Origin of the sequence: Streptomyces sp. NPDC048424 (genome assembly GCF_040651555.1) — a bacterium.
Lineage (GTDB): Bacteria > Actinomycetota > Actinomycetes > Streptomycetales > Streptomycetaceae > Streptomyces.
Genome location: NZ_JBEZKE010000037.1, coordinates 23674 through 50211, shown reverse-complemented (window position 1 = coordinate 50211; position 26538 = coordinate 23674). Strand labels below are relative to the sequence as shown.

Below are 26538 nucleotides of genomic sequence, written 5' to 3'. Positions count from 1 at the left end.
ATCCTACGACCCTTGCATGCATTAGAGCTCTAATTTATCTTCGTCCTCACACATCGAGAAGAGGACACCTGCTCATGCGCGCACCGCAGAAGAAGTTCCTGCCCACCACGGTCCTGGCCCTCACCACGGCCCTGGCCGCGGCCCTCACCGTGGGCGCGGCACCCGCGCAGGCGACCGACGGCCGGATATCCACGGCCTTCGTCCTGCCCGGCGCGAAGGTCTACCCCGAGGGCATAGCCACGGACCCGCGCACCCGCACGGTCTACGTCGGCTCGTACGCGGACGGCACCGTCTACCGGGCCCGCCCCGGCCGACCCGAGGCGGAGGTGTTCCTGCCCTCCGGCACCGACGGCCGGCACACGGCGAACGGCCTGCGGGTCGACGCCCGCGGCCGCCTCTGGGTGACGGACTCCACCGCGGGCGTATCGGTCTACGACACCGCCACCGGCGCGCGCCTCGCCCACTTCGAGGTGGCCGCGGGGGCTCCCGCCCGCTTCGTCAACGACCTGACGCTCACCCCGGACGGCACCGCGTACCTGACCGACAGCGTGCGCGGGGTGGTCTACCGCGTGACCCCGGCCCAGCTGGCCGCCGGCAGCGGCGTCCTGACCGAGGCCTACGACCTCACCCCGGTGCTGCGCCCCCGGCCGGCGGGCGGCTTCAGCCTCAACGGCATCGTCTCCGACCGCGCGGGCCGCTACCTGCTCACCGTCGACATGGTCGAGGGCGAGCTCTTCCGCATCGACCTGCGCACGGGCACCCTCAGCCGGGTCGCCCTCACCGGCGGCGACCTGAAGGCCGCCGACGGCCTGGACCTCTCCCCCGACGGCACCCTGCGCGTGGCGCACAACACCACCAACACCCTGAGCCGCTGGCAGCTCTCCGCGAACGGCACCCGCGCCCGGCTGACCCGTACGATCACGGACCCGTCGCTGCAGATCCCGACCACCCTCGCCCACACCCCGGGCCGCACCCTGGTGGTCCGCTCGCAGTTCGACAAGGGCGGCCCCATGTCCCCGGGCGAGGGCACCCCCACCACGTTCACGATCGCCTCGGTCCGCGGCCTCTGAGCACGCCGGCGCCCTTGTGGACCGGCTCGCCGGCCTCGGCCACGAGCCGGTCCGCGGGGGCTGCTCAGCTCAACTCGGGGGCTTCGGTCTTGCGGCGGCCGCGCCTCGCGGCGCGCGCGTCGGCGACGGCGTACGGCAGTCCGGGCACCAGCAGCAGCGGCGCGGCCCACAGCGGCAGCGTGAACAGCACCCCGTCACCGACCAGCCGCAGGGCGAGCACCGCCGCGGGCAGCCCGACGGCGAAACCGACCAGCCAGCTCTTGCGCAGGCCGATGCTGCCCCGCCGTAGCTCCCAGACGACGGTGGCGGTGCCGGTGGCCAGCCAGAACGCGAGGAAAGCGGCGGTCACGTCCACCGCGGTGGTCCACCGGATCAGGTACGCGCCCAGCAGGAGCCAGCCGGCCACGAAGCAGGCCATGGCCACCGTGCGCGGCGCCCGCCGGGAGAGCGGGGCGCGCGCCCGCGCCCAGGAGGCAGCGAAGGCCCGGACGTCCCGGCCGACGACGTCCTGCGCGGTGCGGCCGGCGGCCTCCGCGTCCTCGAGGTGCGCGGAGAGCTCGTCGAGCATCTCGCGCAGGGAGGCCCCGTCGATCCCCCGGTACTCCCAGTTGCTGCGGCAGGCGGCGAGTATCTGCGCGTTCGTCATGGTGTGCTGTCCCCCGTGGACTCCGTACCGGTCAGGATCCGGCCCACCGCGCCGGCGAAGGCCTGCCAGTCGGCCCGGCCCCCGCTCAGCTCGGCACGCCCCGCCTCGGTCAGGCGGTAGTACTTGCGCGGGGCGCCACCACTGGGCGACGGCGCCCGGTACGAGGAGACGAGCCCCGCCCGCTCCATCCGCGCGAGCAGCGGATAGATACTGCCGTCGCTGACGAGCTCCATCCCACTGCCGGCGAGCGCCTCGGCGAACTCGAAGCCGTACCTGGGCCGTTCGGCGATCAACGAGAGCAGACACAGGTCGAGCACCCCGCGCAGGAGCTGACTGCGCCGCTGGTCACCGGCGCCGAGCAGTCCCTTTGTCATGCACCACAAGATAGTCCCAACTACCTTGCACCACAAGAAACCAACCCCCACCATGCCCATAGAGTCCATCCGCGACGTACGCGTCCACCTGGCGGAGGTCGTGGAGCGCGCCGACCGCGACGACGTACCCACGGTGATCACGCGCCGGGGCAAGCAGGTCGCCGCCGTCGTCTCCATCGAGGTGCTGCGCAAGTACCAGGAGTGGGAAGAGCGCGAGATCAACCGGATCATCGACGAGCGCATGGCCAACCCCGCGCCATGGCGCTGCGCATCCTGGCCAAGCTGACCGAGCTGGAGACCGACCCCCTCGGCTTCAACACCACCGCACTCGTGTCCCAGCCCGAACGGCGCCGCCTGCGCGTCGGCGACTACCGCGTCGTCTACACGATCGACAACGGGGCGCTGGTGGTCTGGGTCGTTCACGTGGGGCGCCGGTCCACCGTTGACGAGACCTGATTGCCACTGACCCCGCGTCAGAATCTCCAGCACCCGTCCAACACGGTCGGTCAGTAGTGGTACCGGGCCGCGAGAATGACGATCTCCTTGTCGGTCACCAGGTAGACGAGGCGGTGCTCGTCGTCGATCCGCCGCGACCACGCGCCAGGCAGGTGGTACTTCAAAGGCTCGGGCTTGCCGATCCCCGAAAACGGGTCACGCCTGACGTCCTCGATGAGCTTGTTGATCCGGGCGAGCATCTTGCGGTCGTTCTTGAGCCAGGACGTGTAGTCCTCCCAGCCCTGATCCTCGAAGACGAGCCTCACGCGGCACCCGCACCTGCGTCCGGTGCCTCGGGATCGATCAGCTCACGCTCCGACACGTTGATGTGCGACAGGGCGTTCTCGTACGCCTTGAGCAGCCGCCGCGCGTTCGCCGGCGAGCGCAGCAGGTAGGAGCCCTCGCGCAGCGCCGCGTAGTCCTCGGCCGAGACAAGCACCGCGTTGCCGTGCTTGGAGACGATCTCGATGGCCTCATGGTTCTCGTTGACCTTTTTGATCAACGGAAACAGTTCCTTGCGGGCTTCACTCGCGGTTATGGACATGACGTCACCCCTCCCATCAAGTGGTACTCAATAACGTACCACTCTTGGTGTCATCCGAGAGGGGAAACGACTGATGGTCGCTCAGCTGATCCAGCACCCATCCAGCACGGGGAAAGGCCAGGGGCCCACCTCCGGAGAGGTGGGCCCCTTCTGACCTGCGTGTTTGCCGCGTCAGTGACGTGGTGTTACTTCATCCGCTCAGACGTTGAAGCGGAATTCGACCACGTCGCCGTCCTGCATGACGTAGTCCTTGCCCTCCATGCGGGCCTTGCCCTTGGAGCGGGCTTCGGCGACCGAGCCGCAGGCGACCAGGTCCGCGAAGGAGATGACCTCGGCCTTGATGAAGCCGCGCTGGAAGTCCGTGTGGATCACGCCGGCGGCCTCGGGGGCGGTGGCGCCCTGCTTGATGGTCCAGGCGCGGGTTTCCTTCGGGCCGGCCGTCAGGTAGGTCTGCAGGCCCAGGGTGGCGAAGCCGACGCGGCCGAGGGTGGCCATGCCGGGCTCGTCCTGGCCGACCGACTGGAGGAGTTCGAGGGCTTCCTCGTCGTCCAGCTCGACCAGGTCCGCCTCCAGCTTGGCGTTCAGGAAGATCGCCTCCGCCGGGGCGACCAGCGCGGACTGCTCCGCCTTGAACGCGTCGTCCGTCAGCTCGTCCTCGTCCACGTTGAAGACGTAGAGGAAGGGCTTCGTGGTGAGGAGGTGGAGCTCGTGGAGGAGGTCGCCCTGCTCCGTGCCCTTGGTGATGCCGCGGGAGAAGAGGGTGTGGCCCTCCTCCAGGATCTTCTGGGCCTTCTCGACGGCGGCCAGGACCGCGACCTTCTCCTTCTGGAGGCGGGACTCCTTCGTCAGGCGCGGCACCGCCTTCTCGATGGACTGGAGGTCGGCGAGGATCAGCTCGGTGTTGATCGTCTCGATGTCGTCCTTCGGCGAGACCTTGCCGTCGACGTGGACGACGTTCTCGTCCTTGAAGGCGCGGATGACCTGGCAGATGGCGTCCGACTCGCGGATGTTCGCGAGGAACTTGTTGCCCAGGCCCTCGCCCTCCGAGGCGCCGCGGACGATGCCCGCGATGTCGACGAAGTCGACCGTCGCCGGGAGGATCCGCTGCGAGCCGAAGATGCCGGCCAGGACGCCGAGGCGCTGGTCCGGGACGCCGACGACGCCGACGTTCGGCTCGATCGTGGCGAACGGGTAGTTGGCCGCCAGCACGTCGTTCTTGGTCAGGGCGTTGAACAGGGTCGACTTGCCGACATTCGGCAGGCCGACGATTCCGATCGTGAGCGACACGTTGGCGACTTCCCGTAGCTGGAGGGGGCGGCGGCCCGGAGGTGGGCCACCGGACAGTTTACTTTCCGATGAGTGGCGGTGGATGTACGCGTGTCCGGGAGCCGATCCGGCGCCCTCCCCGCCTAATTTGGTGGGGTGGAGCAATACAGGACGCGACCGGCCCCTCACCCGCAGCGACCCCCGGCCCAGCGCCGGCGGCCGCCGACGGGCGTGCCCGCCCAGGGCGGCGACCCGCGACCCGCGGCCGTACGGCGGATGCCCCGGCCCCGGCTGACCGGGCTCGGCGGCGGGCTGTTCGCGTGCGCCGCCATGGTGCTCGTCGCCGGGATCTGCTGGCTGCTCTTCGGCTCCTCGCTCTTCGTCTACGGGCTGCTCTTCGTGCCCGTCGCGGCCGCCGCCGCGCTCTGGGTGCGGCCCGCCGACCTGATCACCGCGCCGATCAGCGCCCCCATCGCTTTCGCCGCCGGGGTGTGGCCCATCTCCGGCGGCTCCGGCGGCCTCGGCGGGCAGCTGATGGGGCTGGTGTCCGCCCTGTCCCTGCACGCCGGCTGGCTGTACGCGGGCACGCTGGTCGCCGCGCTGATCGTCGTCGTGCGCAAGGCCGTGCTGATCGGGAAGAGGCGGCTCCCCCGCCGGACCGCCTCCACCTCCTAGCCCGATCCAGCCCGATCCAGCCCGGCCAGATCCGACCAGGTCCGACCAGATCCGACCAGGTCCGGCTACCGGCCCTTCGCCGCCATCGCCGCGCCCACGATCCCCGCATTGTTCTGCAGCTTCGCCGGCACGATCTCGGCCCGGACGTCCTCGATCAGCGGAAGGAACTTCTCCGGCTTGCGGCTGACGCCGCCGCCGATGATGAACAGGTCGGGGGAGAAGAGCATCTCCACGTGCTCCAGGTACCTCTGCACCCGGTGCGCCCAGCGCTCCCAGGTGAGCTCGTGGTCCTCCTTGGCCTTCACCGACGCCCGCGTCTCCGCGTCGTGGCCCTTCAGCTCCAGGTGGCCGAGCTCCGTGTTCGGCACCAGCCGCCCGTCCCGGAACAAGGCGCTCCCGATGCCCGTGCCCAGCGTGAGCAGGATGACCGTGCCGTCCCGCCCCTTCCCGGCCCCGTACGCCATCTCCGCGATCCCCGCCGCGTCCGCGTCGTTGAGGACCGTGACGGGCCTGCCGTCCAGGCGTCGCGAGAGCAGGTCCGCCGCCTCGACACCGACCCACGCCTTGTCCATGTTGGCCGCCGTGCGGATGAGACCGCCCGTGACCACCCCCGGGAAGGTGACCCCCACCGGGCCGTCCCAGTCGAAGTGGCGCACCACCTCGACGACGCAGCCGGCCACCCCGTCGGGGGTGGCCGGCTGCGGTGTCAGTACTTTGTGGCGCTCTTGCGCCAGGTCGCCACGGTCCAGGTCCACGGGAGCGCCCTTGATCCCGGATCCGCCGATGTCCACGCCGAAGATCTGCATGGACATACCGTACGAAAGGAGTTACTTGTCGGCGACCAGTTCGGCGGCCTCGGCACGCAGGTCGCGGCGCAGTTCCTTGGGCAGCGAGAAGACGATCGACTCCTCGGCGGTCTTGACGATCTCCACGTCCGCGTAACCGCGCGCCGCCAGCCACTCCAGGACCTCCTCGACCAGGACCTCCGGCACCGAGGCGCCCGAGGTGAGGCCGACGGTGGTGACGCCCTCCAGCCAGGCCTCGTCGATCTCGCTCGCGAAGTCGACGAGGTACGCGGCGCCCGCGCCCGCGTCGAGCGCGACCTCGACCAGCCGGATGGAGTTCGAGGAGTTCTTCGAGCCGACCACGATGACCAGGTCGGAGTCGGCACCCATCACCTTGACGGCGGCCTGCCGGTTCGAGGTGGCGTAGCAGATGTCGTCGCTGGGCGGCGAGACGAGCAGCGGGAACTTGGTCTTCAGCGCGTCGACCGTCTCCATCGTCTCGTCGACCGAGAGGGTGGTCTGCGAGAGCCAGACGACCTTCGACTCGTCCCGCACCTCGACGTTGGCGACGTCGTCCGGACCGTCGACGATCGTGATGTGGTCCGGGGCCTCGCCGGAGGTGCCGATGACCTCCTCGTGGCCCTCGTGGCCGATGAGGAGGATGTCGAAGTCCTCGTTCGCGTACCGGATGGCTTCCTTGTGCACCTTGGTGACCAGCGGGCAGGTGGCGTCGATCGTCGCGAGCTTGCCGCGCGCCGCCTCCTCGTGCACCACCGGGGCCACGCCGTGCGCGGAGAACATCACGATGGAGCCCTCGGGCACCTCCTCCGTCCGCTCGACGAAGATGGCGCCCTTCTTCTCCAGCGTCTGGACGACGTACTTGTTGTGCACGATCTCGTGGCGGACGTAGACCGGCGCGCCGTACTGCTCGAGAGCCTTCTCGACAGCGATCACGGCTCGGTCGACGCCCGCGCAGTAGCCGCGCGGGGCGGCGAGCAGGACACGGCGGGAAGCGGCAGCAGTCATGCCCTCCATCGTACGGGGGTCCCCAGCAGGCCGTTCGTCCCCCGTCCGCCCCACACTTGATCGCAAGCGCGTTCACAGCATCCCCCGGAGGGCCGATGGTGTCGGGTACGGATCCCAGTACGGCGCCGCCGGTACCGGAGCGGGCCCCCGGCGGGCCGCTGCGGCGGAGCCTCGGCTTCCGGGACCTGGTCGTCTACGGGCTGCTCTTCATCGCCCCGATGGCCCCCGTCGGGGTCTTCGGCACCCTGGACGCCAAGTCGCACGGCGCCGTCGCCCTCGTCTACCTCGCCGCGACCGTCGCGATGGCCTTCACGGCCTTCTCGTACGCCCAGATGGTGCGGGTGGCCCCGCAGGCCGGCTCGGTCTTCACCTACGCCCGCAAGGGCCTGGGCGAGGGGGCGGGGCTGATCGCCGGGTGGATGGCGATGCTCGACTACCTGCTGATCCCGGCGGTCGCGTACCGATCGCGATGAACGCGCTGGTGCCGGAGGTCTCCCGGTGGGTGTGGACGGCCCTGGCCGTCGTGGTGACCACCCTGCTCAACCTGTGGGGCGTACGGGCGGCCGCGCGCGTGGGCTTCGCCGTGCTGGCCCTGGAAATCCTCGTCCTGCTCGTCTTCCTGGTCGCCGCGGTGACCGTACTGGCCCAGGGCGGGGCCCGGCGCGGCTGGCTGTCCCCGCTGACCGGTGACGGCTCGCTCGGCTTCAGCACGGCCGCGGTGCTGGGCGCGGTGTCGGTGGCGGTCCTGTCCTACCTCGGCTTCGACGCCATCGCCTCCTTCGCCGAGGAGGTGACGGGGGGCTCGGAGCGCGTGGCGCGGGCGGTGCTCTTCTGCCTGGCGCTGGCCGGGCTGCTGTTCGTCGCGCAGAGCTATCTGGCGGCGCTGCTCATGCCCGTGTCCGCGGCGGAGCTCGCGGCCGATCCGGGACAGCAGGGCCCGGCCTTCTACAACGCGGTGGAGTCCTCGGTCGGCACCTGGCTGCACGACCTGGTGGCGGCCAGCAAGGCGATCGGGGCGGCCTTCGCGGCGCTGGCGGGGCAGGCGGCGGCCGGGCGGCTGGTGTTCGCGATGGCCCGGGAACGGCGGCTGCCCCGGGTGCTCGCGCGGACCTCGGACGGCACCCCGCGGCTCGCCCTGCTGGTGGCGGCCACCGTCACGATGGTCGCCGCCGTGTGGGCGGCCCGGCGCGACGACGGGCTGGACCACCTGGTGTCCGTCGTGGACGTCGGGGCGCTGGTGGCCTTCACCCTGCTGCACGCGTCGGTGGTGGGGTGGTTCGTGGTGAAGCGGCGGGAGGGCCCGCCGGTCTGGTGGAAGCACCTGGTGATGCCGGTGCTCGGCGCGGTGGTGACCGTCGCGGTGATCGTGGAGGCTTCCTGGACGGCGCAGGTGGTGGGCGCGGTGTGGCTGGCGGTGGGCCTGGGCGTGCTCCTCGCCCAGCACGGCCGGCGCGGCGGATCCGCGGATTCCGCGGCGCCGGGACCCGACACCCGACCCGGAGCCTGAGACGCTGTCAGCGGAGCCCGTTAGCCTGCGTGCATGGGTCTGAATACGTCGGCCGAGGCGCCGCTGCCGGTAGGCCAGGTGTCGCGGCTCATCGGGGGCTGGATCGAGCGGCTCGGTCAGGTGTGGGTGGAGGGGCAGATCACGCAGCTCTCGCGGCGGCCGGGAGCGGGGGTGGTCTTCCTGACGCTGCGCGACCCCTCGCACGACATCTCGGTCAGCGTGACCTGCTTCCGCCAGGTCTTCGACGAGGTCGCGGACGTGGTCTCGGAGGGTGCGCGGGTCGTCCTGCTGGCCAAGCCCGAGTGGTACGCCCCGCGCGGGCAGCTGTCCCTGCGGGCCACGGAGATACGGCCCGTCGGCATCGGGGAGCTCCTCGCCCGGCTGGAGCGGCTCAAGCGGTCGCTGGCCTCCGAGGGGCTCTTCGCGCTGGAGCGCAAGAAGCCGCTGCCGTTCCTGCCGCAGCTGATCGGGCTGGTGGTCGGGCGGGCCTCGGCCGCCGAGCGCGACGTACTGGAGAACGCCCGCCGCCGCTGGCCGGCGGTCCGGTTCGAGGTGCGGAACGTGGCCGTCCAGGGCGTGCACGCGGTGCCGCAGGTGGTCCAGGCGGTCAAGGAGCTCGACGCCCTGGACGAGGTCGACGTGATCATCGTGGCGCGCGGCGGCGGCAGCGTGGAGGACCTGCTGCCCTTCTCCGACGAGGAGGTCGTGCGCACGGTCGCGGCGGCCCGCACGCCGGTGGTCTCGGCGATCGGCCACGAGCCGGACTCGCCGCTGCTGGACCTGGTCGCGGACGTACGGGCCTCCACGCCCACGGACGCGGCGAAGAAGGTGGTCCCGGACGTGGGCGAGGAGCTGGAGCGCGTACGCCAGCTGCAGGGCCGGGGGCTGCGCGCGGTGACCGGGCTGCTCGACCGGGAGGAGCGGGGGCTCGCGCACGCCCTCGCCCGGCCGGTCTTCGTCCACCCGCAGCGGATGGTGGAGCTCCGGGAGGACGAGCTGGACGCGCTGCTGGCACGCGGCCGGCGCACGCTCGGGCACCTGCTGGACCGGGCCGACTCGGAGCTCGCCCACACCCTTGCCCGGGTGGTGGCACTGTCCCCGGCCGCGACGCTGGAGCGCGGGTACGCCGTACTGCAGCGGGCCGACGGCCATGTCGTGCGCTCGCCGCAGGAGCTCGCGGCGGACGAGGTGCTGCGCGCGCGGGTGGCGGAGGGCACCTTCTCGGTACGGGTCGCCCCGCCGGAGTAGCGGGCGGATGCGGCGGGCGGCGGCACCGGAAAACACGACACACGGCCGCAACGAACTGATTGCACTACACACATAGGGTGGAAAAGGGAATGGCAGAGGCCGAGACGGCGCTGGGATACGAGCAGGCCCGCGACGAGCTCATCGAGGTCGTCCGCAAGCTGGAGGCGGGCGGGACCTCGCTGGAGGACTCGCTGGCGCTCTGGGAGCGCGGCGAGGAGCTGGCGAAGGTCTGCCGGCACTGGCTGGAGGGCGCCCGGGCCCGGCTGGACTCGGCGCTGGCGGCGCGCGAGCCGGCCGAGGAGGAGTGATCCCGGTCACCACCAGGGGCATTTAGTTGAAAGTTCATCTACTTCGGCCGTAGTGTCTGGGACATCGCTTCACCTCCGTATGGAAGAAGGCTTTCCGATGTCTCTCGTTCTTGACTCCGCCGCGCAGGACCTGCTGTTCCGCGAGGCCCGCACGGCCAACTCGTTCTCGGACGAGCCGGTCACCGAGGAGCAGGTCCAGGCGATCTACGACCTGGTGAAGTTCGGCCCCACCGCGTTCAACCAGACGCCGCTGCGCATCACGCTGGTCCGCTCCCCCGAGGCCCGCGAGCGCCTCGTGAAGCACATGGCCGAGGGCAACGCGGCGAAGACCGCCACCGCGCCGCTGGTCGCGATCCTCTCCGCGGACAACGAGTTCCACGAGGAGCTCCCGCAGCTGCTGCCGCACTTCCCGCAGGCCAAGGACCTCTTCTTCGCCGAGCGCCCGGCGCGCGAGCAGTCCGCGCTGCTGAACGCCGCCCTGCAGGCCGCGTACTTCATCGTCGGCGTCCGCGCCGCCGGTCTGGCCGCGGGCCCGATGACCGGCGCCGACTTCGGTGGCATCCAGAAGGAGTTCCTGGACGGCGACCACACCCCGCTGATGGTGGTCAACATCGGCAAGCCGGGCGAGGACGCCGCGTTCCCGCGTTCGCCGCGCCTGGCGTTCGACGAGGTCGTCACCACGATCTGAGCAAGCCCCAGCACACGAGAAGGGCCGCGCCCCCGGAATCCCGGGGGCACGGCCCTTCTCGCACATCCAACCGGGGCTCGCCCCACACCCCGCTCCCCAAACGCCGGAGGGACTGAACGTGGTGCGGCGAAGCCGGAGGTGGCGCGGCTCAAAAATCGGGGCTCCGCCCCGGACCCCGCGCCTCAAACGCCGGCGGGGCTGGAGTTGGCCGGTTGGGACGGGGTCGGGTGTGTGTCGGGGTGATCCCCGCAGGGCGTCGAACGCACTGCCACCGAGCTCTCCGACCTCCCGACACGTTCGACGTCCGAGGAGACACCCCGGCGCGCGCCCGGCCCCGTCCCAACCGGCCCCCGCCGCACGCCCAAGCGGCGCAGTCAACCGGCGCCCACCGCACCCCGCCCAAGCGGCGCAGCCTCACGCGCCCTGCTTGAACTCCAAGGTCGCCGCCATCGCGCCGAGCTGTTCGAAGGAGGCCGTTCCGGTCACCACCGTGACATGGCCCTGCTCCCGGCGGACGAGGGCGTCGTACTTCTCGCCGTCCCAGCGTTCCCAGGCCGCGTCGCCGACCTGCTGGGTCTGGCCGGTGGTCGTCGCCCCCTGGGTGACCCTGGCGAGGTACTTGGGCGAGGTGTCCGAGGACTGCTCCACCGCCACGTACTGCTGCTCCGGGTCGAGGAAGCCCAGGTGCCAGGCATTGGAGTTCTTGCGCTCGTACGTCACCGACGTCGCCCGCCACTGCTCCGGGAGCCCCACGGGGGCCGCCACCGGATACGGGGCCGCGCGCCGGGCCGTGATCGTCTCCACCCGGTAGTCGACCGCGTGCGTCGGATCGGCCTCGTCGTCATGGGGGACGAAGAGGTAGATCCCGGCGACGACGATGCCGATCACGCTCAGCGACCGGACCATGTCCCAGACCGTCTGCTTGCCTTTCATACCTGCCACGGCACCATCGTCCCGCATCGCGGGGCGGCGATCACCGCCGGGGTAGCGCGGGCGCGCCGGGCGACGGACGCTTGAGATTGCACCGGGGAACCGCAAGATGTCCGCTCAGGCCAAACGCCTGACCGATATTCCGCTCATACGTGACCCGCCCTGCTCAATATGTCGACGTACCGATAGAGTTCCAGCACCCTCACTTCCCGGCCGTCGCCGTACAGAAAGGTGCGCTCCGATGACCGAGCACAACCTGCCGCCCCAGCTCGAAGTCTCTCCGGAGGCCCCCGACCGTAACCTCGCCCTGGAACTCGTCCGGGTCACCGAGGCCGCCGCAATGGCCGCGGGCCGTTGGGTCGGGCGCGGCGACAAGCTCGGCGCCGACGGCGCCGCGGTCAACGCGATGCGGACGCTGATCTCCACCGTCTCGATGAACGGCGTGGTCGTCATCGGCGAGGGCGAGAAGGACGAAGCCCCGATGCTCTTCAACGGCGAGCGCGTCGGCGACGGCACCGGTGCCGAGGTCGACATCGCCGTGGACCCGATCGACGGCACCACCCTGAACGCCAAGGGCATGCCGAACGCCATCGCGGTGCTCGCCGCCGCCGACCGCGGCACCATGTTCGACCCGTCCGCGGTCTTCTACATGGAGAAGCTGGTCACCGGCCCCGAGGCCGCCGACTTCGTCGACATCAACGCGCCCGTCTCGGTGAACATCCGCCGCGTCGCGAAGGCCAAGAACATGGCCGTCGAGGACGTCACCGTGATCATCCTGGACCGCCCCCGCCACGAGGGCATCGTCAAGGAGATCCGCGAGACCGGCGCGCGCATCAAGTTCATCTCCGACGGTGACGTCGCGGGCTCGGTCATGGCGGTGCGCGAGGGCACCGGCGTGGACCTGCTGCTCGGCATCGGCGGCACCCCCGAGGGCATCATCTCGGCCTGCGCCATAAAGTGCCTCGGCGGCACGATCCAGGGCAAGCTGTGGCCGAAGGACGAGGCCGAGCGCCAGAAGGCGATCGACGCGGGCCACGACCTGGACCGCGTCCTGCACACGAACGACCTGGTGTCCGGCGACAACGTCTTCTTCGTCGCCACCGGCATCACGGACGGCGAGCTGCTGCGCGGCGTCCACTACCGCTCGGAGACCGCGACGACGTCCTCGCTGGTCATGCGCTCGAAGTCGGGCACGATCCGGCAGATCGACTCCACGCACCGCCTGTCGAAGCTGCGCGCGTACAGCGCGATCGACTTCGACCGCGCGCAGTAGGACGGCAGCGCGCGTCCACAGCGAGAGGGGCGGTCACCGTGTGCGGCGGTGACCGCCCCTCTCGCCGTGCCGGCTCCTACGGGACGGCCTGGCCCGCGGCTAGCCCGCGGCCGCGACGGGTCCGGCGGCCGGGGCCTGGCGCAGCTCGGCCGACCTGCGGCGCATGCGGGCCAGGACCACCCGGCGCTCGGCGGCGGTGAGCCCGCCCCAGACCCCGTACGGCTCGGGCTGCAGGAGTGCGTGCTCACGGCAGGCGACCATGACCGGGCAGCGGGCACAGACGCGCTTGGCGGCCTCCTCGCGGGAGAGCCGCGCGGCCGTGGGCTCCTTGGATGGCGCGAAGAACAGTCCCGCCTCGTCCCGGCGGCACACCGCCTCCGCGTGCCATGGGCCGTCCTCAGCCCTCGCCGGCACCCGCGGGTTCGGCACGGCGGCAACCTTCAGGGACTGATGCGGCGGATGCGGCACGGTCTACTCCTGACGACGGGTACGCGAGCGAGAGACGATGCACCTGTCCCTACCCGCTGCACGCGCCCCTATGCACCGCGTGCCACCGGGCGCCGGGGGTTCGTCCGAAACGCGACCCTCGGCCGTGAGCGGCTTTCAGCCGTCCAGGCGCCGGCGGAGTTTGCGGGCCAGATCGACCAGGCGGGCCCCCGGTTTGGGCCGTGCCTCGATGTTGCCGAGCAGGGCGAAGCCCCGGACGATCACCACCGGCGCCTGCGGGTCGCTCTCCCCGCGGCCCTCGCCGCGCACCTCGAAGTTGCCGAGGACCCCGCTGCCGTAGCCGCGCAGGGTGACGTTCTCCGGGACCAGGACCTCGACGTTGCCGAGGACGCACGTCACGTTGATCTCGGTGACCTGCTGCTCGAAGACGGCTTCGGTGAGGTCGAGGGTGATGTCGCCCATTACCGAGACCGCGCGGGTGTGCGCGCCCGGCCGCCAGCGGCCCTTGCGGGCGGAGCTGCTGCACACGGCGACGATCGTGTCGGCGGGCCCGGCCGGCGGCGTGGAGCCCGCCTGCCCGAACGGGGCATGGGAGCCGCCGGGCGCGGGCAGATCCCGTACGAGGGCTTCCAGCTCGCCGACCGTCTTGAAGGCGTACAGGGAGTCCAGGCGCTCGGAGTGCTCGTCGGAGGTCAGCCGGCCTTCGGCGAGGGCATCGCCGAGGATCTGCGCGATCCGGTCCCGGTCGGCGTCGGAGGCGCGCAGCTCGGCGGCAGGGGCTGCGGCTGCGGGGGCGGCGGGGTGCTTTTCCAGGTCCACGGGCCCAGCATAGCGAGACACGATAGATCGCGATACTACCGAGTGAGCCTTACCTCACAGACACTCCCCCGGCGGGAGGTTCTACGCTGGAGGACTGCGCTGCCAATTGGTCGCCAGCGCTGTCTGCCGAGTGAGGAATGCCCCCAATGCCGGAGTTCGCGTACACCGACCTGCTGCCCCTGGGCGAGGACACCACCCCGTACCGGCTGGTGACCGCCGAGGGCGTGTCCACCTTCGAGGCGGACGGCCGTACGTTCCTCAAGGTCGAGCCCGAGGCGCTGCGCAAGCTCGCCGAAGAGGCAATCCACGACATCCAGCACTTCCTGCGTCCCGCGCACCTCGCACAGCTGCGCCGGATCATCGACGACCCCGAGGCCTCCTCGAACGACAAGTTCGTGGCCCTGGACCTGCTGAAGAACGCGAACATCGCGGCGGCCGGCGTCCTGCCGATGTGCCAGGACACGGGCACGGCGATCGTGATGGGCAAGCGCGGCCAGAACGTGCTGACCGAAGGCGGCGACGAGGCGGCGCTGTCGCGCGGCATCTACGACGCGTACACCCGCCTGAACCTGCGCTACTCGCAGATGGCCCCGCTCACCATGTGGGAGGAGAAGAACACCGGCTCGAACCTGCCCGCGCAGATCGAGCTGTACGCGACCGACGGCGGCGCGTACAAGTTCCTCTTCATGGCCAAGGGCGGCGGCTCGGCCAACAAGTCCTTCCTCTACCAGGAGACCAAGGCGGTCCTCAACGAGGCCTCCATGATGAAGTTCCTGGAGGAGAAGATCCGCTCGCTCGGTACGGCGGCCTGCCCGCCCTACCACCTGGCGATCGTGGTCGGCGGCACCTCCGCCGAGCACGCGCTGAAGACCGCGAAGTACGCCTCGGCGCACTACCTGGACGAGCTGCCCACCGAGGGCTCCGCCACGGGCCACGGCTTCCGTGACCTCGGCCTGGAGGAGAAGGTCTTCGAGCTCACCCAGAAGATCGGCATCGGCGCGCAGTTCGGCGGCAAGTACTTCTGCCACGACGTCCGCGTGGTCCGCCTCCCGCGCCACGGCGCCTCGCTGCCCGTCGCGATCGCCGTGTCCTGCTCGGCCGACCGTCAGGCCACCGCGAAGATCACCGCCGAGGGCGTCTTCCTGGAGCAGCTGGAGACGGACCCGGCGCGCTTCCTGCCGGACACGACCGACGCGCACCTGGCCGAGTCCGCGGACGTGGTCTCCATCGACCTGAACCAGCCGATGGACGACATCCTGGCGACGCTGACCAAGCACCCGGTCAAGACCCGGCTGTCGCTGACCGGCCCGCTGGTCGTGGCGCGCGACATCGCGCACGCCAAGATCAAGGAGCTGCTGGACTCGGGCGCCCCGATGCCGCAGTACCTGAAGGACCACCCGGTCTACTACGCCGGTCCCGCGAAGACCCCCGAGGGCTACGCCTCCGGCTCCTTCGGCCCGACCACGGCCGGCCGCATGGACTCCTACGTGGAGCAGTTCCAGGCGGCGGGCGGCTCCAAGGTCATGCTGGCCAAGGGCAACCGCTCCCAGCAGGTGACGGACGCGTGCGGTGCGCACGGCGGCTTCTACCTGGGCTCGATCGGCGGCCCGGCGGCGCGGCTGGCCCAGGACTGCATCAAGAAGGTCGAGGTCCTGGAGTACGAGGAGCTCGGCATGGAGGCGGTCTGGAAGATCGAGGTGGAGGACTTCCCGGCCTTCATCGTGGTCGACGACAAGGGCAACGACTTCTTCCAGAACCCGGCCCCGGAGCCGACGTTCACCCACATCCCGGTGCGCGGACCGGGTCTGTAGCGCGACGGTCCGAGGGCCTCTCCCCCGTTCGGGGGAGAGGCCCTCGGTCATGTCCGCCCATCGGCAGATGGCAGGCCCGCGGGCTCCCGGCGAGGCTGTTCCCGTACCCAAACAGCCCTTGGAACACGGGAGTTCGCCATGAAGAACCGTAAGCGCGCCCTCATCCTCGCCGGAACCGCCGCCGCACTCGTGGCCACCCTGGTCGCGGCGGGCCCCGCGCCGGCCGCGCCGGCCGCGCCGGCCGCGCCGGCCGCGCCGAAGCCCGCCTCCGTGCACGGGGGCGGCGCGATCTTCTTCCCCTACTCCGCCAAGGACGACATCCGCTTCACGGTGGACGCCGAGTCGACCCCGTGGACCAGGCCGTTCCCGGCCCCGGGAGGCGAGAAGGGCCTGCCGACGGACGCACGGGGCCGCGTGACCATCTCCCACCACTACACGGAGTCCGGCATCACCGCGACGGCCGAGGCGGAGGTGGACTGCCTGGTCACGGGCGGCAAGACCGCCACCCTCACCGCCGTGGTCAAGACCTCGAACGTCGGCTGGGACGGCAAGCGGATCGGCATCAGCGTCCAGGACGGCGAACGCGGCGGTCCCGACCGGGTGGGCTTCTCGTGGGGCATCGCCAACGTCGACGTCCAGCCCGACGGCTCGGTGTCCGAGCCCCGCGTGGGCACCTGCATGGCCCCGGCCCCCTTCACGGAGGTCACCAAGGGCGGCTTCAAGGTCACTCCCGCCCCGCTGTCCCCGCAACCGAAGCCGTAGTCACGGCGTCGGACCCGACAGGTACCGGGCCTCAACGGGGGTGGCCCGGTACCCCGTCTTCCGCGCGGCGGCCACCTCGGCGATGCTCAGCCCGTACACCCGGCGCAGCAGTGCGAGCGGCACCCCGTCAGGGCCGCCGACCGGCAGGTGGACCGTGCCCTCGCGGGCCACGATGCGCTCCCTGACCCGCGGCGGCGGTACGCCCCGGCCGTCGTCGCAGGCGTAGACCTCGTACCGCGGACAGTGCTCGTACCCCTCCCAGCGCAGCTCGCCGTCACGGATGAGCTGCCAGTCCTCCTGGACGCAGTCCTCGCACGGCTCGCAGTGCAAGGTCAGGTACATCTGCTGTTCGGCCATCCGGGCAGGATGCGGTACCGGGGCGTTCCACGCATCCGGATAACGTCTGTTCCATGAACCGGCAGTCCATGCTCCCCGCCACCGACCGCGCCGTCCGCGTGGTCGCCCATCGCGGGGCCTCCCACGAGCACCCCGAGCACACCCTCGCCGCGTACCGGCAGGCCATCGCCGACGGGGCCGACGCGCTGGAGTGCGATGTGCGGCTCACCGCGGACCAGCGGCTGGTGTGCGTGCACGACCGGCGCGTCGAGCGGACCTCCGACGGGCGGGGGGTCGTCTCCGAGATGACGCACGAGGAGCTGTGCGCCCTCGACTTCGGCGGGTGGAAGGGCGAGGAGCACCGCGGGGCCCGGGTGCTGCTCTTCGAGGACCTGCTCCGGGAGGCGCTGGCCGCGCCGCGGCCCGTCGGGCTGGCCGTCGAGACCAAGCACCCGACCCGCGCGGGCGGTCGGCTGGAGGCCGAGCTGGTGCGGATGCTCCGGGAGTACGGGCTGGCCGACGGGTCCGCCGGGCTGGTCGAGGTGATGAGCTTCTCCCGCAACGCGCTGACCCGGATGCACCGGCTCGCGCCCGGCCTGCCCGCGGTCTACCTGATCGAGCGGCGGCTGCGCCCGGTGCGGCCCCCGTACGCGACGCACGCGGGCCCGGGCATCGACCTCGTACGCCGGGATCCGGGGCTGGTGGCCCGGCTGAAGGCCAAGGGGCTGGCGGTGCGGGTGTGGACCGTGGACGAGCCCGAGGACGTGGAGCTGTGCCTGCGGCTCGGCGTGGACACGCTGATCACCAACCGGCCGCGCGAGGTGCGCGCACAGCTGGACGCGCTCTAGGCCCTGTCCGGCGGCCCGGCTCCGTGGTGCGGAGCCGGGCCGGATCCCCTCGTCCCGCTCAGCTCGGGTTGGGGTGGTAGTTCCAGGACGCGTTGTTGTTGTACGTCGCGGAGAGGTTCCGCTTCGACTGGGCGGTGACCACGTCGTAGGGGCCCTTGTACCAGCTGTTGAAGTGGACCCGGACGGCCTGGGTGGCGTACCGGCTGTCCGCCGAGGCCGCGTTGTTCTTGACCTGCTTGCCCTCCCCGTTGCCGGTGCCCGGGCTGAACACGCCGGCGAAGTCCCAGGACGGCATGCCGTCGATGTGGTTCATCGTGGCGACGGCGCCGGCCTGGTTGGAGTTGAAGTAGACGCAGGCGAGGCCCGGGTAACAGCGCTGCGTGGGCGCCGCCTCCGCCGCGGACGGCAGTGCCACGACCAGGGCTCCGGAGGCCGCGACCGCCGCGACGGCGGCACGCATGGACTTCATGGAAGTGATCCCCCTTGGATGGTGGGTGCCCGGCTCCGGGTGGCGGAGCCGGGCGGGGTCGGCGCGGGTGTCGGCGGGCGGCCTCCTACCGGACGTTGGCCAGGGCGGTCTGCTTCGCCTTCTTGATCGGGCCCATCTCGTTCGCCTTGGCGTCGATCATCTTCTGCTGGATCTCCGCCTCGGCCGCGTGCCAGACGTCGACCAGCTTCGTCTTGTTCTTGCAGGCCACGTCCGCGCTGGCGACGGCGATCTCCTCGGCGGAGACCGTCGGCACGGCGAACTTCGGGTCGTCGTTGGCCTGCATCGGGTCCTTGTAGGAGTACCCCTTGCCCTTCATGCAGGCGGACCAGGAGGCGAAGACCTTGGTGACGCGGGGGTCCTTGAGGGACTCCTTGTAGGACTGGCCGTTGATGTCCTGGGCGAGGTCCGCGTACAGCTTCTCGCCGCCGCCGGTCAGGGTGCGCGCGGACTCGGCGATGCAGCCGCCCGGCGGGAGGTCCTTGCCCTGGACCTGGCTCGGCGCCGCCTGCTTGGCCTTGGCGGTGTCGCCGACGTCCTTCGTGGTGCCGGTCATCGCGAGCCACTCCGCGTCGCTCAGCACGGGCTCGACCGCCCCGGACGGGGCCGGGCCGTCGGCTGCGGCCGCGGACGCGCCGCCCGCCTTGGCGGTGCGCGCGGAGTTCGCGAACTCGGGCTTGTAGCCGGAGCGGGCGGCCTGGGCGGCGTCCACGGTGCCGTAGCGAAGGTCGGTGAAGGTCTCGCGCGGGTCGGCCGGGGCCTGCTCGGGCGCCTGGAAGGAGGCGAAGCCGAGGCCCTGCATGCACTTCTGCTGGAGCTGCCCGCCGGCCTGGCTCAACTTCGCGAACTCGGCCGGCGTCGGCAGGTACTGCTCGATGGGCAGGGTGCGGACCTTGGCGGAACCGGCGATCGCCGTCGCGTCGGCACCGGCGGTGGCGCCGGCGTCCGTACCGGCGGAGGCGGCGTAGCCCGCCAGCACGGTTCCGGAAGCCACGGCCATCGCGAGGAGGGAAATACGGGTGCGCTTCTTGTTCATTTCGCTCATGTTTCCCATGGTTCTCAGACGCCGTTCGGGTGGTAGTTCCAGGACGCGTTGTTGTTGTACGTCGCGCTGAGATTCCGCCTCGTCTGGGGCTCGACCACGTCGTAGGGGCCCTTGTACCAGCTGTTGAAATGAACGCGAACCGCCTGGTTCGTGTAGCGGCTGTCCGCCGAGGCGGCATTGTTCTTGAGCTGCTCCGTGTCCCCGTTTCCGGTGCCGCGGTTGAACGTCCCCGTGAACATGTACGCCGGGTAGTTCTCGATGTGGTACATCTGCGCCAGAGCGCCCGCCTGGTTCGAGTTGTAGTACAGGCAGGCCATGTCCGGATAGCACCGGGTGGTGGGCGACGCCTGGGCTGCGGACGGCAGCGCGAGAACCAGCGCTCCGGATGCCGCGAGCGCCGCGACGGCGGCACGCATGGACTTCGTCTTCATGAAAACAATCCCCCCTTGAATGGCGCTCCTCGGGGACGGCCGATCCCCGAAAGCGCAACAACCACGGGATCGTATGCACGGAATGCAGGATCGGGCACCCCGATAAGTTGCCGACGAGCCGGTTTTCAGCCATGGCTAAAGTCACGCATAAGCCGACGCTAAAGCCGCGCATAAATACACCCGGCCGGGGTGCGCCGGCCGGGCGTGGGGGGATCGGGTGAAGCGGGGCGGTTTATGCGAAGCGCTGGTTCGCAGATCCGTTGCAGGTCTGCAGGCGCAGCGGCTCGTGCGCGGCGGCCACCGTCAGGCACATGCCCTGGGCGGCGGCGGGGCGCAGGGTGGCGCCGTCGCGGACGAACTGCTGGTTCGCGCCGCCGTGGCAGTTCCAGATGATGAGGCCGGTGCCGGAGCCGTAGTGGGCGCCGGGGGCGTCGAGGCAGCGGTCCTGGGTCAGCTCGATGTGGACGGACTTGCGGGTGGCGTCGTACCACCAGCCCTGGTTGCGGCCGCCGTGGCAGTCCCAGCCCACGATCTTCGTCTCGTTGGCGCTGGAGCCGCCGAAGGAGTCGAGGCAGTTTCCGGTCGCCTCGTTCTTCAGGGGCTTGAACTTGTCGTCCCAGGCCCCGGCCTGCAGGACGGGCGTCCCGGTGCTCGCGGGGTCGGCGCAGGAGGCCTCGCGCAGGCCCGAGTTGTAGAGCTGGGTCAGACAGGACGCGAAGGCGCCGTGGCCCCGGTAGTTGGGGTGGAAGGACTGGCGGGCGGTGTTCTCGTCCCACGGGAAGTGGTCCCCGAGGTCCAGGTAGAGGCCGCGGGCCCAGGTGTCCTCCATGCACACCTCGTGCCCGTGGAAGAGCCGCGAGTTGTCGAGGTAGGTGGCGCCGGAGGCGAGGGCCGCCGCGCGCATGCCCTTCTCGAAGGTGGGCACCGCGTAGTTGCGGCCCCAGGTGGCGTCGGAGTCGTAGCCGGCGCAGCCGCCGGGCAGCTTGCCGGGGAAGTTCGGGTTGTCGTTGAAGTCGGGGCCGATGGGGCTGGGGTAGCCCATCACGACGAGCTTGTAGTCGGAGTCGGCGTAACCGGCGTCGCGCATGACCGTCTTGAGGTCCGCGACCGTGCTCTCCACCTTGGGCTTGAGGCCGTCGACGCGCGCCTGCCAGCCGGGGCCGTACTTGGGCTCGCAGGTGCCCTGGCTGAGCACCCAGCGGGTCACGCAGTCGGTCATGACCGGGCCGAACTGCAGGTCGTCGTTGGCGCCGGCGACCAGCAGGACCATCTTGATCTTCGTGTTGCGGGCCTTGATGGCCAGGCTGTCGCTCTGCACCAGTTCGTCGGCGTACTGCTTGCTGCCGCCGATCCTGATGTTGCCGGTGTAGCCGCCGGAGCAGGCGACGTTGAAGGTGAGGTCGGCCGGGATGCCGGTGCGGTGGATCGCCGAGTCGGGCGAACGGTGGCACTGGTTGTTCGGCGTGTTGGTCGCGGGGTCGTAGTTGCCCACGCCCTCGCCCGAGATCTCGCTGTCGCCCAGTGAGATCAGGCCGGTCTTGCGCTCGTTCAGCGGGCGGATGGCGGCGTCGCCGTAGATCCTTGTGGCCTCCGCGGCGCGGATGGCCTCCAGCTCGGGCGAGAGGGGGGTGACGGCCCCGGCGGCGGTCGCCGCCTGGGCCATGGGGGTGACGGCGGTGACGCCCCCCAGGGCGGCCGCGATCGCCGCGACGGCGGCGAAGGTAGATCTGAGCATGGGTTTCGTACGTGCACGTGCCATGAACGCCTCCCCGGATGTCAGTGTTACCCACGGTATTTACTGGTCAGTAGGGGAGTTGGGAACACTTCGAACAAGACAATTGCTCAAGTTTTTGAGGAGGCCAGGAAAATGACCGAAGATCAGCAGGCCGATGCGTTCCGGATCGAGCACGACTCCATGGGCGACGTACGGGTGCCCCGGCACGCCAAGTGGCGCGCCCAGACCCAGCGCGCGGTGGAGAACTTCCCCGTGTCCGGGCAGCGGCTGGAACGCGCCCACATCGAGGCGCTCGCGCGCATCAAGGCCGCCGCCGCCGCGGTGAACGCGAAGCTCGGCGTGGTGGACCAGGACGTCGCCGACGCGATCCGGTCCGCCGCCGCCGAGGTCGCGGACGGCCGTTGGGACGACCACTTCCCCGTGGACGTCTTCCAGACGGGCTCCGGGACCTCGTCCAACATGAACACCAACGAGGTGATCGCCACGCTCGCCACCGAGCGCCTCGGCCGCGAGGTGCACCCCAACGACCACGTCAACGCCTCGCAGAGCTCCAACGACGTCTTCCCGTCGTCCATCCACATCGCCGCCACCGCCGCCGTCACCGGCGAGCTGATCCCCGCCCTGGAGCACCTCGCCGCCGCGCTGGAGCGCAAGGCGGCCGAGTTCGCGCAGGTGGTCAAGGCCGGCCGGACCCACCTGATGGACGCCACCCCGGTCACCCTGGGCCAGGAGTTCGGCGGGTACGCGGCCCAGATCCGCTACGGCGTCGAGCGGCTGCGCGCCTGCCTCCCCCGCCTGGCCGAGCTGCCGCTGGGCGGCACCGCGGTGGGCACCGGCATCAACACCCCGCCCGGGTTCTCCGCCGCCGTGATCGCCGAGGTGGCCGCCGCAACCGGGCTGCCGCTGACCGAGGCCCGCGACCACTTCGAGGCCCAGGGGGCGCGGGACGCGCTGGTCGAGACCTCCGGGATGCTCCGTACGGTCGCCGTCTCGCTCACCAAGATCTCCAACGACCTGCGCTGGATGGCCTCCGGGCCGCGCACCGGTTTGGCCGAAATCAATCTGCCCGACCTCCAGCCGGGCTCCTCGATCATGCCCGGGAAGGTCAATCCGGTGGTCCCGGAGGCCGTCCTGATGGTCGCCGCACAGGTCATGGGGAACGACGCCACCGTCGCGGTGGCGGGCGCGGCGGGCAACTTCGAGCTCAACGTGATGCTCCCGGTGATGGCCAGGAACCTCCTCGAGTCGATCCGGCTGCTCGGCAGCGCGAGCCGCCTGCTGGCCGACCGTACGGTCGACGGGATCACCGCCAACGAGGCGCGGGCCAGGGAATACGCCGAGTCCTCGCCCTCCGTGGTGACCCCGCTCAACCGCTACATCGGCTACGAGGAGGCCGCCAAGGTGGCCAAGAGGTCCCTCGCCGAGCGCAAGACGATCCGGGAGGTCGTCCTGGAGTCCGGCTACGTGGAGCGCGGCGACCTCACCCTGGAGCAGCTCGACGAGGCCCTGGACGTGCTGCGCATGACGCATCCGTGAGAGGCCGGATCCGGCCCCCGGGCGGGGACCGGATCCGGTCGATTCCCGTCCGCCAACCCCCCAGTGACCTGCACCGCAGCGGGGGCGCGGGCCTCCACCCTAAGATCTGCGCATGACAGGTACCTTCAAGCCGGGGAGCGGTTCGGCGCGGGAAGCGCCGCAGGATCCCGCGCGGGGCACGCGCTGGGCGCCCGGGGAACAGATCCTCTGGCGCTACCGCGACCACGCCCCGGGCCTGAAGGGTTCGGTGCACATCTGCCGCCCGGTGACGGTGGTTCAGGACACCGACGAGCTGCTGGCCGTCTGGATGGCCCCGGGCACCGAGTGCGTCAAGCCGGTGCTGGCCGACGGCACCCCCGTCCACGAGGAACCGCTCGCCACCCGCTACACCGCCCCGCGGACGACCGTACGGTCGCGCTGGTTCGGCGGCGGGGTGCTGAAGCTGGCCCGGCCCGGCGACCCGTGGTCGGTGTGGCTGTTCTGGGGGCACGGCTGGCGGTTCAAGAACTGGTACGTGAACCTGGAGGAGCCGCGGTCGCGGTGGGCCGGAGGGGTGGATTCCGTGGACCACTTCCTCGACATCGCCGTCTACCCGGACCGCAGCTGGAAGTGGCTGGACGAGGACGAGTTCGCCCAGGCGCAGCGGTCCGGCCTGATGGACCGGGAGCAGGCGCTGCGGGTCCGCCGGGCCGGGCGCGCGGCGGTCGGGGTGATCAAGGAATGGGGGGCTCCGTTCTCCGCCGGCTGGCAGGACTGGAGGCCGGATCCCGCCTGGAGGATTCCGGCCCTTCCGGAGGACTGGGACCGCACCCCGGCGCATATGACCTCATGAGACCCTTGATGCGCCCCCGGGGTTCAAACGTAGGATCGTGCTCCGCGAGGTCGCGCGCGCGGGCCGGTGCGTTCGGACCGCGCATCCACAAGTGTCGTACCGCACGCGGAAGCTGACGGGAGGTCGGCGCGGGGCGAGAGGCAAAGAGGAACCTCGGGGCGATGGTGCCCGGGCCGCTGAGCGGGTATACCGCGACTGACCGAGTTGAGTGCAGCGCACATCGAGCGCAAACGGACGGAATTCCACGCGTGACGGAGTACCCCACCTCCCAGGAGGGCCCGCAGCCCGTCGCCTCCGGCGGAGGAACGGACGAGGCCGGCCACGGCAAGGCGCCCATCGCCGCCGCCGAGGCCGTACGCACGCATGCGCCGAGCGCCGGCGCCGGCCATGCCGCGGAGCCGGGCGGCGGCGCGGCCGCGGCGGCTTCCGACGCGCGCTCGGCCCGCTCGGCGGCGGGCGGGGCCGCAGGACTCCCCCGGCCCCGGCGCAAGGCTCCCGCGCCGGGCGAGTCCGGCGGCCCGGCCGCCTCGGACCCGGTCCAGGGCCAGGGCCAGGACGGCGTCCGGCTGCGGGACGGTGCGGCCGCCCGCAACGCCGCGGGCGCCACCGGGCTCGGCGAGCCCTCCGAGCCGCCCCGCCCGCGCGGCGACGGCCTCGACCCCGCCGCCGCGGGCGGCGAGAGCGCCCGGCAGCCGGCCTCGCCGGGAGCCGACGCCGCGCCCGGTGGGGACGGGAGCGCCGGGCAGAACAGCGGCTACCGCGCCGGGGGCGAGCGCCACGGCGGCGGGAGCGGCATACCGGGCGCAGGCACCGGAGAGGCCACCGCCGCGCGCCGCGAAGGGGACCGGCTGCGCTTCGTCGGCGCCGCCACCCGGCGGATCGCCCGCGGCATCGACCTCGACGAGATCGTGCTCGGCCTGTGCCGGGCCACCGTGCCCACCTTCTCCGACGCCATCCTCGTCTACCTGCGCGATCCGCTGCCCGTCGGTGACGAGCGGCCCGTCGGCCCGGTCGTTTTAAGGCTCCGGCGCACCGACCGGCTCCGGCCGATCGACGACCTGACGGACATCAGCAGCACCATCGGCGCGGGGATGGACCTCGCCGGGGCCGCGGGGGCCACCGGCGAGCTCGACTTCAGCCAGCTGCCGCTGGTCGGACCGCAGGGTGACCTGCCCGCGGCAGAGCTGTGCGAGATCCGGCCCGGCGGCGCGCTCGCCGAGGTGCTGCGCGGCGTACGGCCCGTCTTCGGGTCCTCCGCCGCCGCCCGGGCCGCGCTGCCCGAGCTGCTCGGCGTGGACCATCCGCTGCCGCGCGGCAACCGGGCCGTCCTCGCGCCGCTGCGCGGCCGCCGCCGGGTGATCGGCGCCGCCGTCTTCCTGCGCAGCCCGGAGCGTCCCGCCTTCGAGCAGAACGACCTCCTGGTCGCCGCCCAACTGGCCACCCACACGGCGCTCGGCATCGACAAGGCCGTCCTGTACGGCCGTGAGGCGTACATCGCCGACGAGTTGCAGCGCACCATGCTGCCCGACAGCCTCCCGCAGCCCACCGGGGTACGGCTGGCCTCCCGCTACCTGCCCGCCGCCGAGACGGCCCGGGTGGGCGGCGACTGGTACGACGCCATACCGCTGCCCGGCAGCCGGGTCGCGCTCGTCGTCGGCGACGTCATGGGCCACTCCATGACCTCCGCCGCGATCATGGGCCAGCTCCGCACCACGGCGCAGACCCTGGCGCAGCTGGACCTGCCGCCCGCCGAGGTCCTGCACCACCTGGACGAGCAGGCGCAGCGCCTGGGCTCCGACCGCATGGCCACCTGCCTGTACGCGGTCTACGACCCGGTCGCGCACCGGATCACCATCGCCAACGCCGGCCACCCGCCGCCGGTGCTGCTGCACCTGGGCGGCCGCGCCGAGGTGCTGCGCGTACCGCCCGGCGCGCCCATCGGCGTCGGCGGCGTGGACTTCGAGGCCGTGGAGCTGGACGCGCCCGCAGGGGCCACCCTGCTGCTCTACACGGACGGTCTGGTGGAGTCGCGCCTGCGGGACGTGTGGACCGGCATCGAGCAGCTGCGCGAGCGCCTCGCCACCACCGCCCAGCTGACCGGCCTGGACCACCCGCCGCCGCTGGAGGCCCTGTGCGACGACGTGCTGGACATGCTCGGCCCGGGTGACCGGGACGACGACATCGCGCTGCTCGCGGCCCGGTTCGACGGGATCGCGCCCAGTGACGTCGCGTACTGGTTCCTGGACCCGGAGGAGACCGCACCGGGCCGGGCCCGGCGGTTCGCCCGCCGCGCCCTGACCCGTTGGGGCCTGGAGGAGCTGAGCGACTCGCTGGAGCTGCTGGTGAGCGAGGTGGTCACGAACGCCGTCCGGTACGCGGAGCGGCCCGTGACCCTGCGCCTGCTGCGTACGGACGTCCTGCGCTGCGAGGTCGGCGACGACTCCCCGCAGCTGCCCCGCCAGCGCCGGGCGCGGGACACCGACGAGGGCGGCCGCGGCCTGTTCCTGGTCAACCGGATGGCCCGCCGCTGGGGTGCGACCCGCCTGAGCAGCGGAAAGGTGGTCTGGTTCGAGCTCCCGTTGCCGGGGCCGACCGACCGGCACTGAAGGGTCGG

General features: G+C 71.5%; 29 protein-coding genes and 1 pseudogene. 15 read left to right on the top strand and 15 right to left on the bottom strand.

The features are described from left to right. Positions 1–74 precede the first annotated feature (74 nt). Entirely contained in the window at positions 75–1070 is a 996-nt protein-coding gene (locus AB0D29_RS33790; protein WP_362859504.1) for an SMP-30/gluconolactonase/LRE family protein, read from the top strand. Positions 1071–1134: 64 nt separating this feature from the next. Here the strand turns inward: AB0D29_RS33790 and AB0D29_RS33785 are convergent, their stop codons facing one another. Both AB0D29_RS33785 and AB0D29_RS33780 read right to left on the bottom strand, forming a co-directional pair. Beyond that, positions 1135–1716, bottom strand: a complete 582-nt coding sequence (locus AB0D29_RS33785; protein ID WP_362859502.1) for a hypothetical protein — start codon at positions 1714–1716, stop codon at positions 1135–1137. Then, positions 1713–2090: a PadR family transcriptional regulator gene (locus AB0D29_RS33780; RefSeq protein WP_362859501.1), complete on the bottom strand. Its 378-nt coding sequence runs from the start codon at positions 2088–2090 to the stop codon at positions 1713–1715. Before AB0D29_RS33780 ends, AB0D29_RS33785 begins: the two co-directional genes overlap by 4 nt. Positions 2091–2142: 52 nt before the next feature. Here AB0D29_RS33780 and AB0D29_RS33775 point away from each other — a divergent pair, with 52 nt between their 5' ends. Both AB0D29_RS33775 and AB0D29_RS33770 read left to right on the top strand, forming a co-directional pair. Beyond that, positions 2143–2376: a type II toxin-antitoxin system Phd/YefM family antitoxin gene (locus AB0D29_RS33775; RefSeq protein ID WP_362859499.1), complete on the top strand. Its 234-nt coding sequence runs from the start codon at positions 2143–2145 to the stop codon at positions 2374–2376. Continuing rightward, positions 2349–2546, top strand: a complete 198-nt coding sequence (locus AB0D29_RS33770; RefSeq protein WP_362859497.1) for a type II toxin-antitoxin system RelE/ParE family toxin — start codon at positions 2349–2351, stop codon at positions 2544–2546. The genes AB0D29_RS33775 and AB0D29_RS33770 overlap by 28 nt, the downstream gene beginning before the upstream one ends. Before the next feature lie 50 nt (positions 2547–2596). On the opposite strand, the gene AB0D29_RS33765 is transcribed toward AB0D29_RS33770, so the two are convergent. From AB0D29_RS33765 to ychF, 3 genes are all read right to left on the bottom strand, one after another. Next, the gene (locus AB0D29_RS33765) at positions 2597–2851 is read right to left on the bottom strand and encodes a Txe/YoeB family addiction module toxin (RefSeq protein ID WP_168530032.1); all 255 of its coding nucleotides are present in this window, start codon (positions 2849–2851) and stop codon (positions 2597–2599) included. Continuing rightward, on the bottom strand, positions 2848–3129 hold the full coding sequence (locus AB0D29_RS33760; RefSeq protein ID WP_266443225.1) for a type II toxin-antitoxin system prevent-host-death family antitoxin: 282 nt from the start codon (positions 3127–3129) through the stop codon (positions 2848–2850). The genes AB0D29_RS33765 and AB0D29_RS33760 overlap by 4 nt, the downstream gene beginning before the upstream one ends. Positions 3130–3327: 198 nt before the next feature. Next, positions 3328–4416: a redox-regulated ATPase YchF gene (gene ychF, locus AB0D29_RS33755; RefSeq protein ID WP_351583980.1), complete on the bottom strand. Its 1089-nt coding sequence runs from the start codon at positions 4414–4416 to the stop codon at positions 3328–3330. Between the two features lie 255 nt (positions 4417–4671). On the opposite strand from ychF, the gene AB0D29_RS33750 reads away from it, so the two are divergent. Next, positions 4672–5070, top strand: a complete 399-nt coding sequence (locus AB0D29_RS33750; RefSeq protein ID WP_362859527.1) for a DUF6542 domain-containing protein — start codon at positions 4672–4674, stop codon at positions 5068–5070. A 65-nt stretch (positions 5071–5135) separates the two neighbouring features. Here AB0D29_RS33750 and ppgK read toward each other — a convergent pair whose 3' ends face one another. Together ppgK and AB0D29_RS33740 are read right to left on the bottom strand one after the other, a co-directional pair. Beyond that, a complete protein-coding gene (gene ppgK / locus AB0D29_RS33745) occupies positions 5136–5876 on the bottom strand; it encodes a polyphosphate--glucose phosphotransferase (RefSeq protein ID WP_362859495.1) in 741 nt (246 codons plus the stop codon). A gap of 21 nt (positions 5877–5897) precedes the next feature. Beyond that, positions 5898–6890: a 4-hydroxy-3-methylbut-2-enyl diphosphate reductase gene (locus tag AB0D29_RS33740; RefSeq protein WP_327416100.1), complete on the bottom strand. Its 993-nt coding sequence runs from the start codon at positions 6888–6890 to the stop codon at positions 5898–5900. Positions 6891–7099: 209 nt separating this feature from the next. Between AB0D29_RS33740 and AB0D29_RS33735 the strand changes: the two are divergent. The 4 genes and pseudogenes from AB0D29_RS33735 (at position 7100) to AB0D29_RS33720 (ending at position 10632) form a co-directional block, all read left to right on the top strand. After that, a pseudogene (locus AB0D29_RS33735) lies at positions 7100–8388 on the top strand (APC family permease). Between the two features lie 33 nt (positions 8389–8421). Further along, complete coding sequence (gene xseA / locus AB0D29_RS33730; RefSeq protein WP_362859493.1) at positions 8422–9636, top strand: exodeoxyribonuclease VII large subunit; 1215 nt, start codon at positions 8422–8424, stop codon at positions 9634–9636. Between the two features lie 89 nt (positions 9637–9725). Continuing rightward, positions 9726–9944, top strand: coding sequence for an exodeoxyribonuclease VII small subunit (locus AB0D29_RS33725; RefSeq protein ID WP_319723379.1), 219 nt, complete (start codon positions 9726–9728; stop codon positions 9942–9944). Positions 9945–10041: 97 nt separating this feature from the next. Further along, entirely contained in the window at positions 10042–10632 is a 591-nt protein-coding gene (locus AB0D29_RS33720; protein WP_362859491.1) for a malonic semialdehyde reductase, read from the top strand. 414 nt (positions 10633–11046) lie between these two features. On the opposite strand, the gene AB0D29_RS33715 is transcribed toward AB0D29_RS33720, so the two are convergent. After that, entirely contained in the window at positions 11047–11565 is a 519-nt protein-coding gene (locus AB0D29_RS33715; RefSeq protein WP_362859525.1) for a DUF4245 domain-containing protein, read from the bottom strand. A gap of 238 nt (positions 11566–11803) precedes the next feature. On the opposite strand from AB0D29_RS33715, the gene glpX reads away from it, so the two are divergent. Beyond that, positions 11804–12835, top strand: coding sequence for a class II fructose-bisphosphatase (gene glpX / locus AB0D29_RS33710; protein ID WP_030159594.1), 1032 nt, complete (start codon positions 11804–11806; stop codon positions 12833–12835). A gap of 99 nt (positions 12836–12934) precedes the next feature. On the opposite strand, the gene AB0D29_RS33705 is transcribed toward glpX, so the two are convergent. Continuing rightward, a complete protein-coding gene (locus tag AB0D29_RS33705; RefSeq protein ID WP_351299153.1) occupies positions 12935–13303 on the bottom strand; it encodes a WhiB family transcriptional regulator in 369 nt (122 codons plus the stop codon). A gap of 135 nt (positions 13304–13438) precedes the next feature. Beyond that, complete coding sequence (locus AB0D29_RS33700) at positions 13439–14101, bottom strand: DUF1707 domain-containing protein (RefSeq protein ID WP_362859490.1); 663 nt, start codon at positions 14099–14101, stop codon at positions 13439–13441. A 146-nt stretch (positions 14102–14247) separates the two neighbouring features. Here AB0D29_RS33700 and AB0D29_RS33695 point away from each other — a divergent pair, with 146 nt between their 5' ends. Together AB0D29_RS33695 and AB0D29_RS33690 are read left to right on the top strand one after the other, a co-directional pair. Further along, positions 14248–15912 (top strand): fumarate hydratase, encoded by a 1665-nt coding sequence (locus AB0D29_RS33695; protein ID WP_362859488.1) that lies wholly within the window; start codon positions 14248–14250, stop codon positions 15910–15912. 138 nt (positions 15913–16050) lie between these two features. Further along, positions 16051–16674 carry a hypothetical protein gene (locus AB0D29_RS33690; RefSeq protein WP_362859486.1) on the top strand — a complete coding sequence of 208 codons (624 nt, stop codon included), beginning with the start codon at positions 16051–16053 and terminating at the stop codon, positions 16672–16674. Here AB0D29_RS33690 and AB0D29_RS33685 read toward each other — a convergent pair whose 3' ends face one another. Further along, a complete protein-coding gene (locus AB0D29_RS33685) occupies positions 16675–17031 on the bottom strand; it encodes a hypothetical protein (protein WP_362859484.1) in 357 nt (118 codons plus the stop codon). A gap of 53 nt (positions 17032–17084) precedes the next feature. On the opposite strand from AB0D29_RS33685, the gene AB0D29_RS33680 reads away from it, so the two are divergent. Then, positions 17085–17858: a glycerophosphodiester phosphodiesterase family protein gene (locus AB0D29_RS33680; RefSeq protein WP_362859483.1), complete on the top strand. Its 774-nt coding sequence runs from the start codon at positions 17085–17087 to the stop codon at positions 17856–17858. A gap of 58 nt (positions 17859–17916) precedes the next feature. Here the strand turns inward: AB0D29_RS33680 and AB0D29_RS33675 are convergent, their stop codons facing one another. From AB0D29_RS33675 to AB0D29_RS33660, 4 genes are all read right to left on the bottom strand, one after another. Beyond that, entirely contained in the window at positions 17917–18327 is a 411-nt protein-coding gene (locus AB0D29_RS33675; RefSeq protein WP_362859482.1) for a peptidase M23, read from the bottom strand. 85 nt (positions 18328–18412) lie between these two features. After that, entirely contained in the window at positions 18413–19390 is a 978-nt protein-coding gene (locus tag AB0D29_RS33670) for a hypothetical protein (RefSeq protein ID WP_362859480.1), read from the bottom strand. A gap of 14 nt (positions 19391–19404) precedes the next feature. Then, complete coding sequence (locus AB0D29_RS33665; RefSeq protein ID WP_362859478.1) at positions 19405–19821, bottom strand: hypothetical protein; 417 nt, start codon at positions 19819–19821, stop codon at positions 19405–19407. Between the two features lie 232 nt (positions 19822–20053). Next, positions 20054–21580 carry a ricin-type beta-trefoil lectin domain protein gene (locus AB0D29_RS33660; RefSeq protein WP_362859477.1) on the bottom strand — a complete coding sequence of 509 codons (1527 nt, stop codon included), beginning with the start codon at positions 21578–21580 and terminating at the stop codon, positions 20054–20056. Between the two features lie 108 nt (positions 21581–21688). Here AB0D29_RS33660 and AB0D29_RS33655 point away from each other — a divergent pair, with 108 nt between their 5' ends. The 3 genes from AB0D29_RS33655 (at position 21689) to AB0D29_RS33645 (ending at position 26530) form a co-directional block, all read left to right on the top strand. Then, positions 21689–23092, top strand: a complete 1404-nt coding sequence (locus AB0D29_RS33655; RefSeq protein ID WP_362859475.1) for a class II fumarate hydratase — start codon at positions 21689–21691, stop codon at positions 23090–23092. 112 nt (positions 23093–23204) lie between these two features. Next, positions 23205–23924, top strand: coding sequence for a DUF402 domain-containing protein (locus AB0D29_RS33650; RefSeq protein ID WP_362859473.1), 720 nt, complete (start codon positions 23205–23207; stop codon positions 23922–23924). 248 nt (positions 23925–24172) lie between these two features. Beyond that, positions 24173–26530: a SpoIIE family protein phosphatase gene (locus tag AB0D29_RS33645; RefSeq protein ID WP_362859472.1), complete on the top strand. Its 2358-nt coding sequence runs from the start codon at positions 24173–24175 to the stop codon at positions 26528–26530. Positions 26531–26538: the final 8 nt, after the last annotated feature.

Excerpts from the sequence above, each read along its gene's own strand:
- AB0D29_RS33790 (WP_362859504.1), top strand. The coding sequence starts at position 75 with ATGCGCGCACCGCAGAAGAAGTTCCTGCCCACCACGGTCCTGGCCCTC.
- AB0D29_RS33785 (WP_362859502.1), bottom strand. The coding sequence starts at position 1,716 with ATGACGAACGCGCAGATACTCGCCGCCTGCCGCAGCAACTGGGAGTAC.
- AB0D29_RS33780 (WP_362859501.1), bottom strand. The coding sequence starts at position 2,090 with ATGACAAAGGGACTGCTCGGCGCCGGTGACCAGCGGCGCAGTCAGCTC.
- AB0D29_RS33775 (WP_362859499.1), top strand. The coding sequence starts at position 2,143 with ATGCCCATAGAGTCCATCCGCGACGTACGCGTCCACCTGGCGGAGGTC.
- AB0D29_RS33770 (WP_362859497.1), top strand. The coding sequence starts at position 2,349 with ATGGCGCTGCGCATCCTGGCCAAGCTGACCGAGCTGGAGACCGACCCC.
- AB0D29_RS33760 (WP_266443225.1), bottom strand. The coding sequence starts at position 3,129 with ATGTCCATAACCGCGAGTGAAGCCCGCAAGGAACTGTTTCCGTTGATC.
- AB0D29_RS33750 (WP_362859527.1), top strand. The coding sequence starts at position 4,672 with ATGCCCCGGCCCCGGCTGACCGGGCTCGGCGGCGGGCTGTTCGCGTGC.
- ppgK (WP_362859495.1), bottom strand. The coding sequence starts at position 5,876 with ATGCAGATCTTCGGCGTGGACATCGGCGGATCCGGGATCAAGGGCGCT.
- AB0D29_RS33740 (WP_327416100.1), bottom strand. The coding sequence starts at position 6,890 with ATGGAGGGCATGACTGCTGCCGCTTCCCGCCGTGTCCTGCTCGCCGCC.
- xseA (WP_362859493.1), top strand. The coding sequence starts at position 8,422 with ATGGGTCTGAATACGTCGGCCGAGGCGCCGCTGCCGGTAGGCCAGGTG.
- AB0D29_RS33725 (WP_319723379.1), top strand. The coding sequence starts at position 9,726 with ATGGCAGAGGCCGAGACGGCGCTGGGATACGAGCAGGCCCGCGACGAG.
- AB0D29_RS33720 (WP_362859491.1), top strand. The coding sequence starts at position 10,042 with ATGTCTCTCGTTCTTGACTCCGCCGCGCAGGACCTGCTGTTCCGCGAG.
- AB0D29_RS33715 (WP_362859525.1), bottom strand. The coding sequence starts at position 11,565 with ATGAAAGGCAAGCAGACGGTCTGGGACATGGTCCGGTCGCTGAGCGTG.
- glpX (WP_030159594.1), top strand. The coding sequence starts at position 11,804 with ATGACCGAGCACAACCTGCCGCCCCAGCTCGAAGTCTCTCCGGAGGCC.
- AB0D29_RS33695 (WP_362859488.1), top strand. The coding sequence starts at position 14,248 with ATGCCGGAGTTCGCGTACACCGACCTGCTGCCCCTGGGCGAGGACACC.
- AB0D29_RS33690 (WP_362859486.1), top strand. The coding sequence starts at position 16,051 with ATGAAGAACCGTAAGCGCGCCCTCATCCTCGCCGGAACCGCCGCCGCA.
- AB0D29_RS33685 (WP_362859484.1), bottom strand. The coding sequence starts at position 17,031 with ATGGCCGAACAGCAGATGTACCTGACCTTGCACTGCGAGCCGTGCGAG.
- AB0D29_RS33680 (WP_362859483.1), top strand. The coding sequence starts at position 17,085 with ATGAACCGGCAGTCCATGCTCCCCGCCACCGACCGCGCCGTCCGCGTG.
- AB0D29_RS33675 (WP_362859482.1), bottom strand. The coding sequence starts at position 18,327 with ATGAAGTCCATGCGTGCCGCCGTCGCGGCGGTCGCGGCCTCCGGAGCC.
- AB0D29_RS33670 (WP_362859480.1), bottom strand. The coding sequence starts at position 19,390 with ATGAGCGAAATGAACAAGAAGCGCACCCGTATTTCCCTCCTCGCGATG.
- AB0D29_RS33665 (WP_362859478.1), bottom strand. The coding sequence starts at position 19,821 with ATGAAGACGAAGTCCATGCGTGCCGCCGTCGCGGCGCTCGCGGCATCC.
- AB0D29_RS33660 (WP_362859477.1), bottom strand. The coding sequence starts at position 21,580 with ATGGCACGTGCACGTACGAAACCCATGCTCAGATCTACCTTCGCCGCC.
- AB0D29_RS33655 (WP_362859475.1), top strand. The coding sequence starts at position 21,689 with ATGACCGAAGATCAGCAGGCCGATGCGTTCCGGATCGAGCACGACTCC.
- AB0D29_RS33650 (WP_362859473.1), top strand. The coding sequence starts at position 23,205 with ATGACAGGTACCTTCAAGCCGGGGAGCGGTTCGGCGCGGGAAGCGCCG.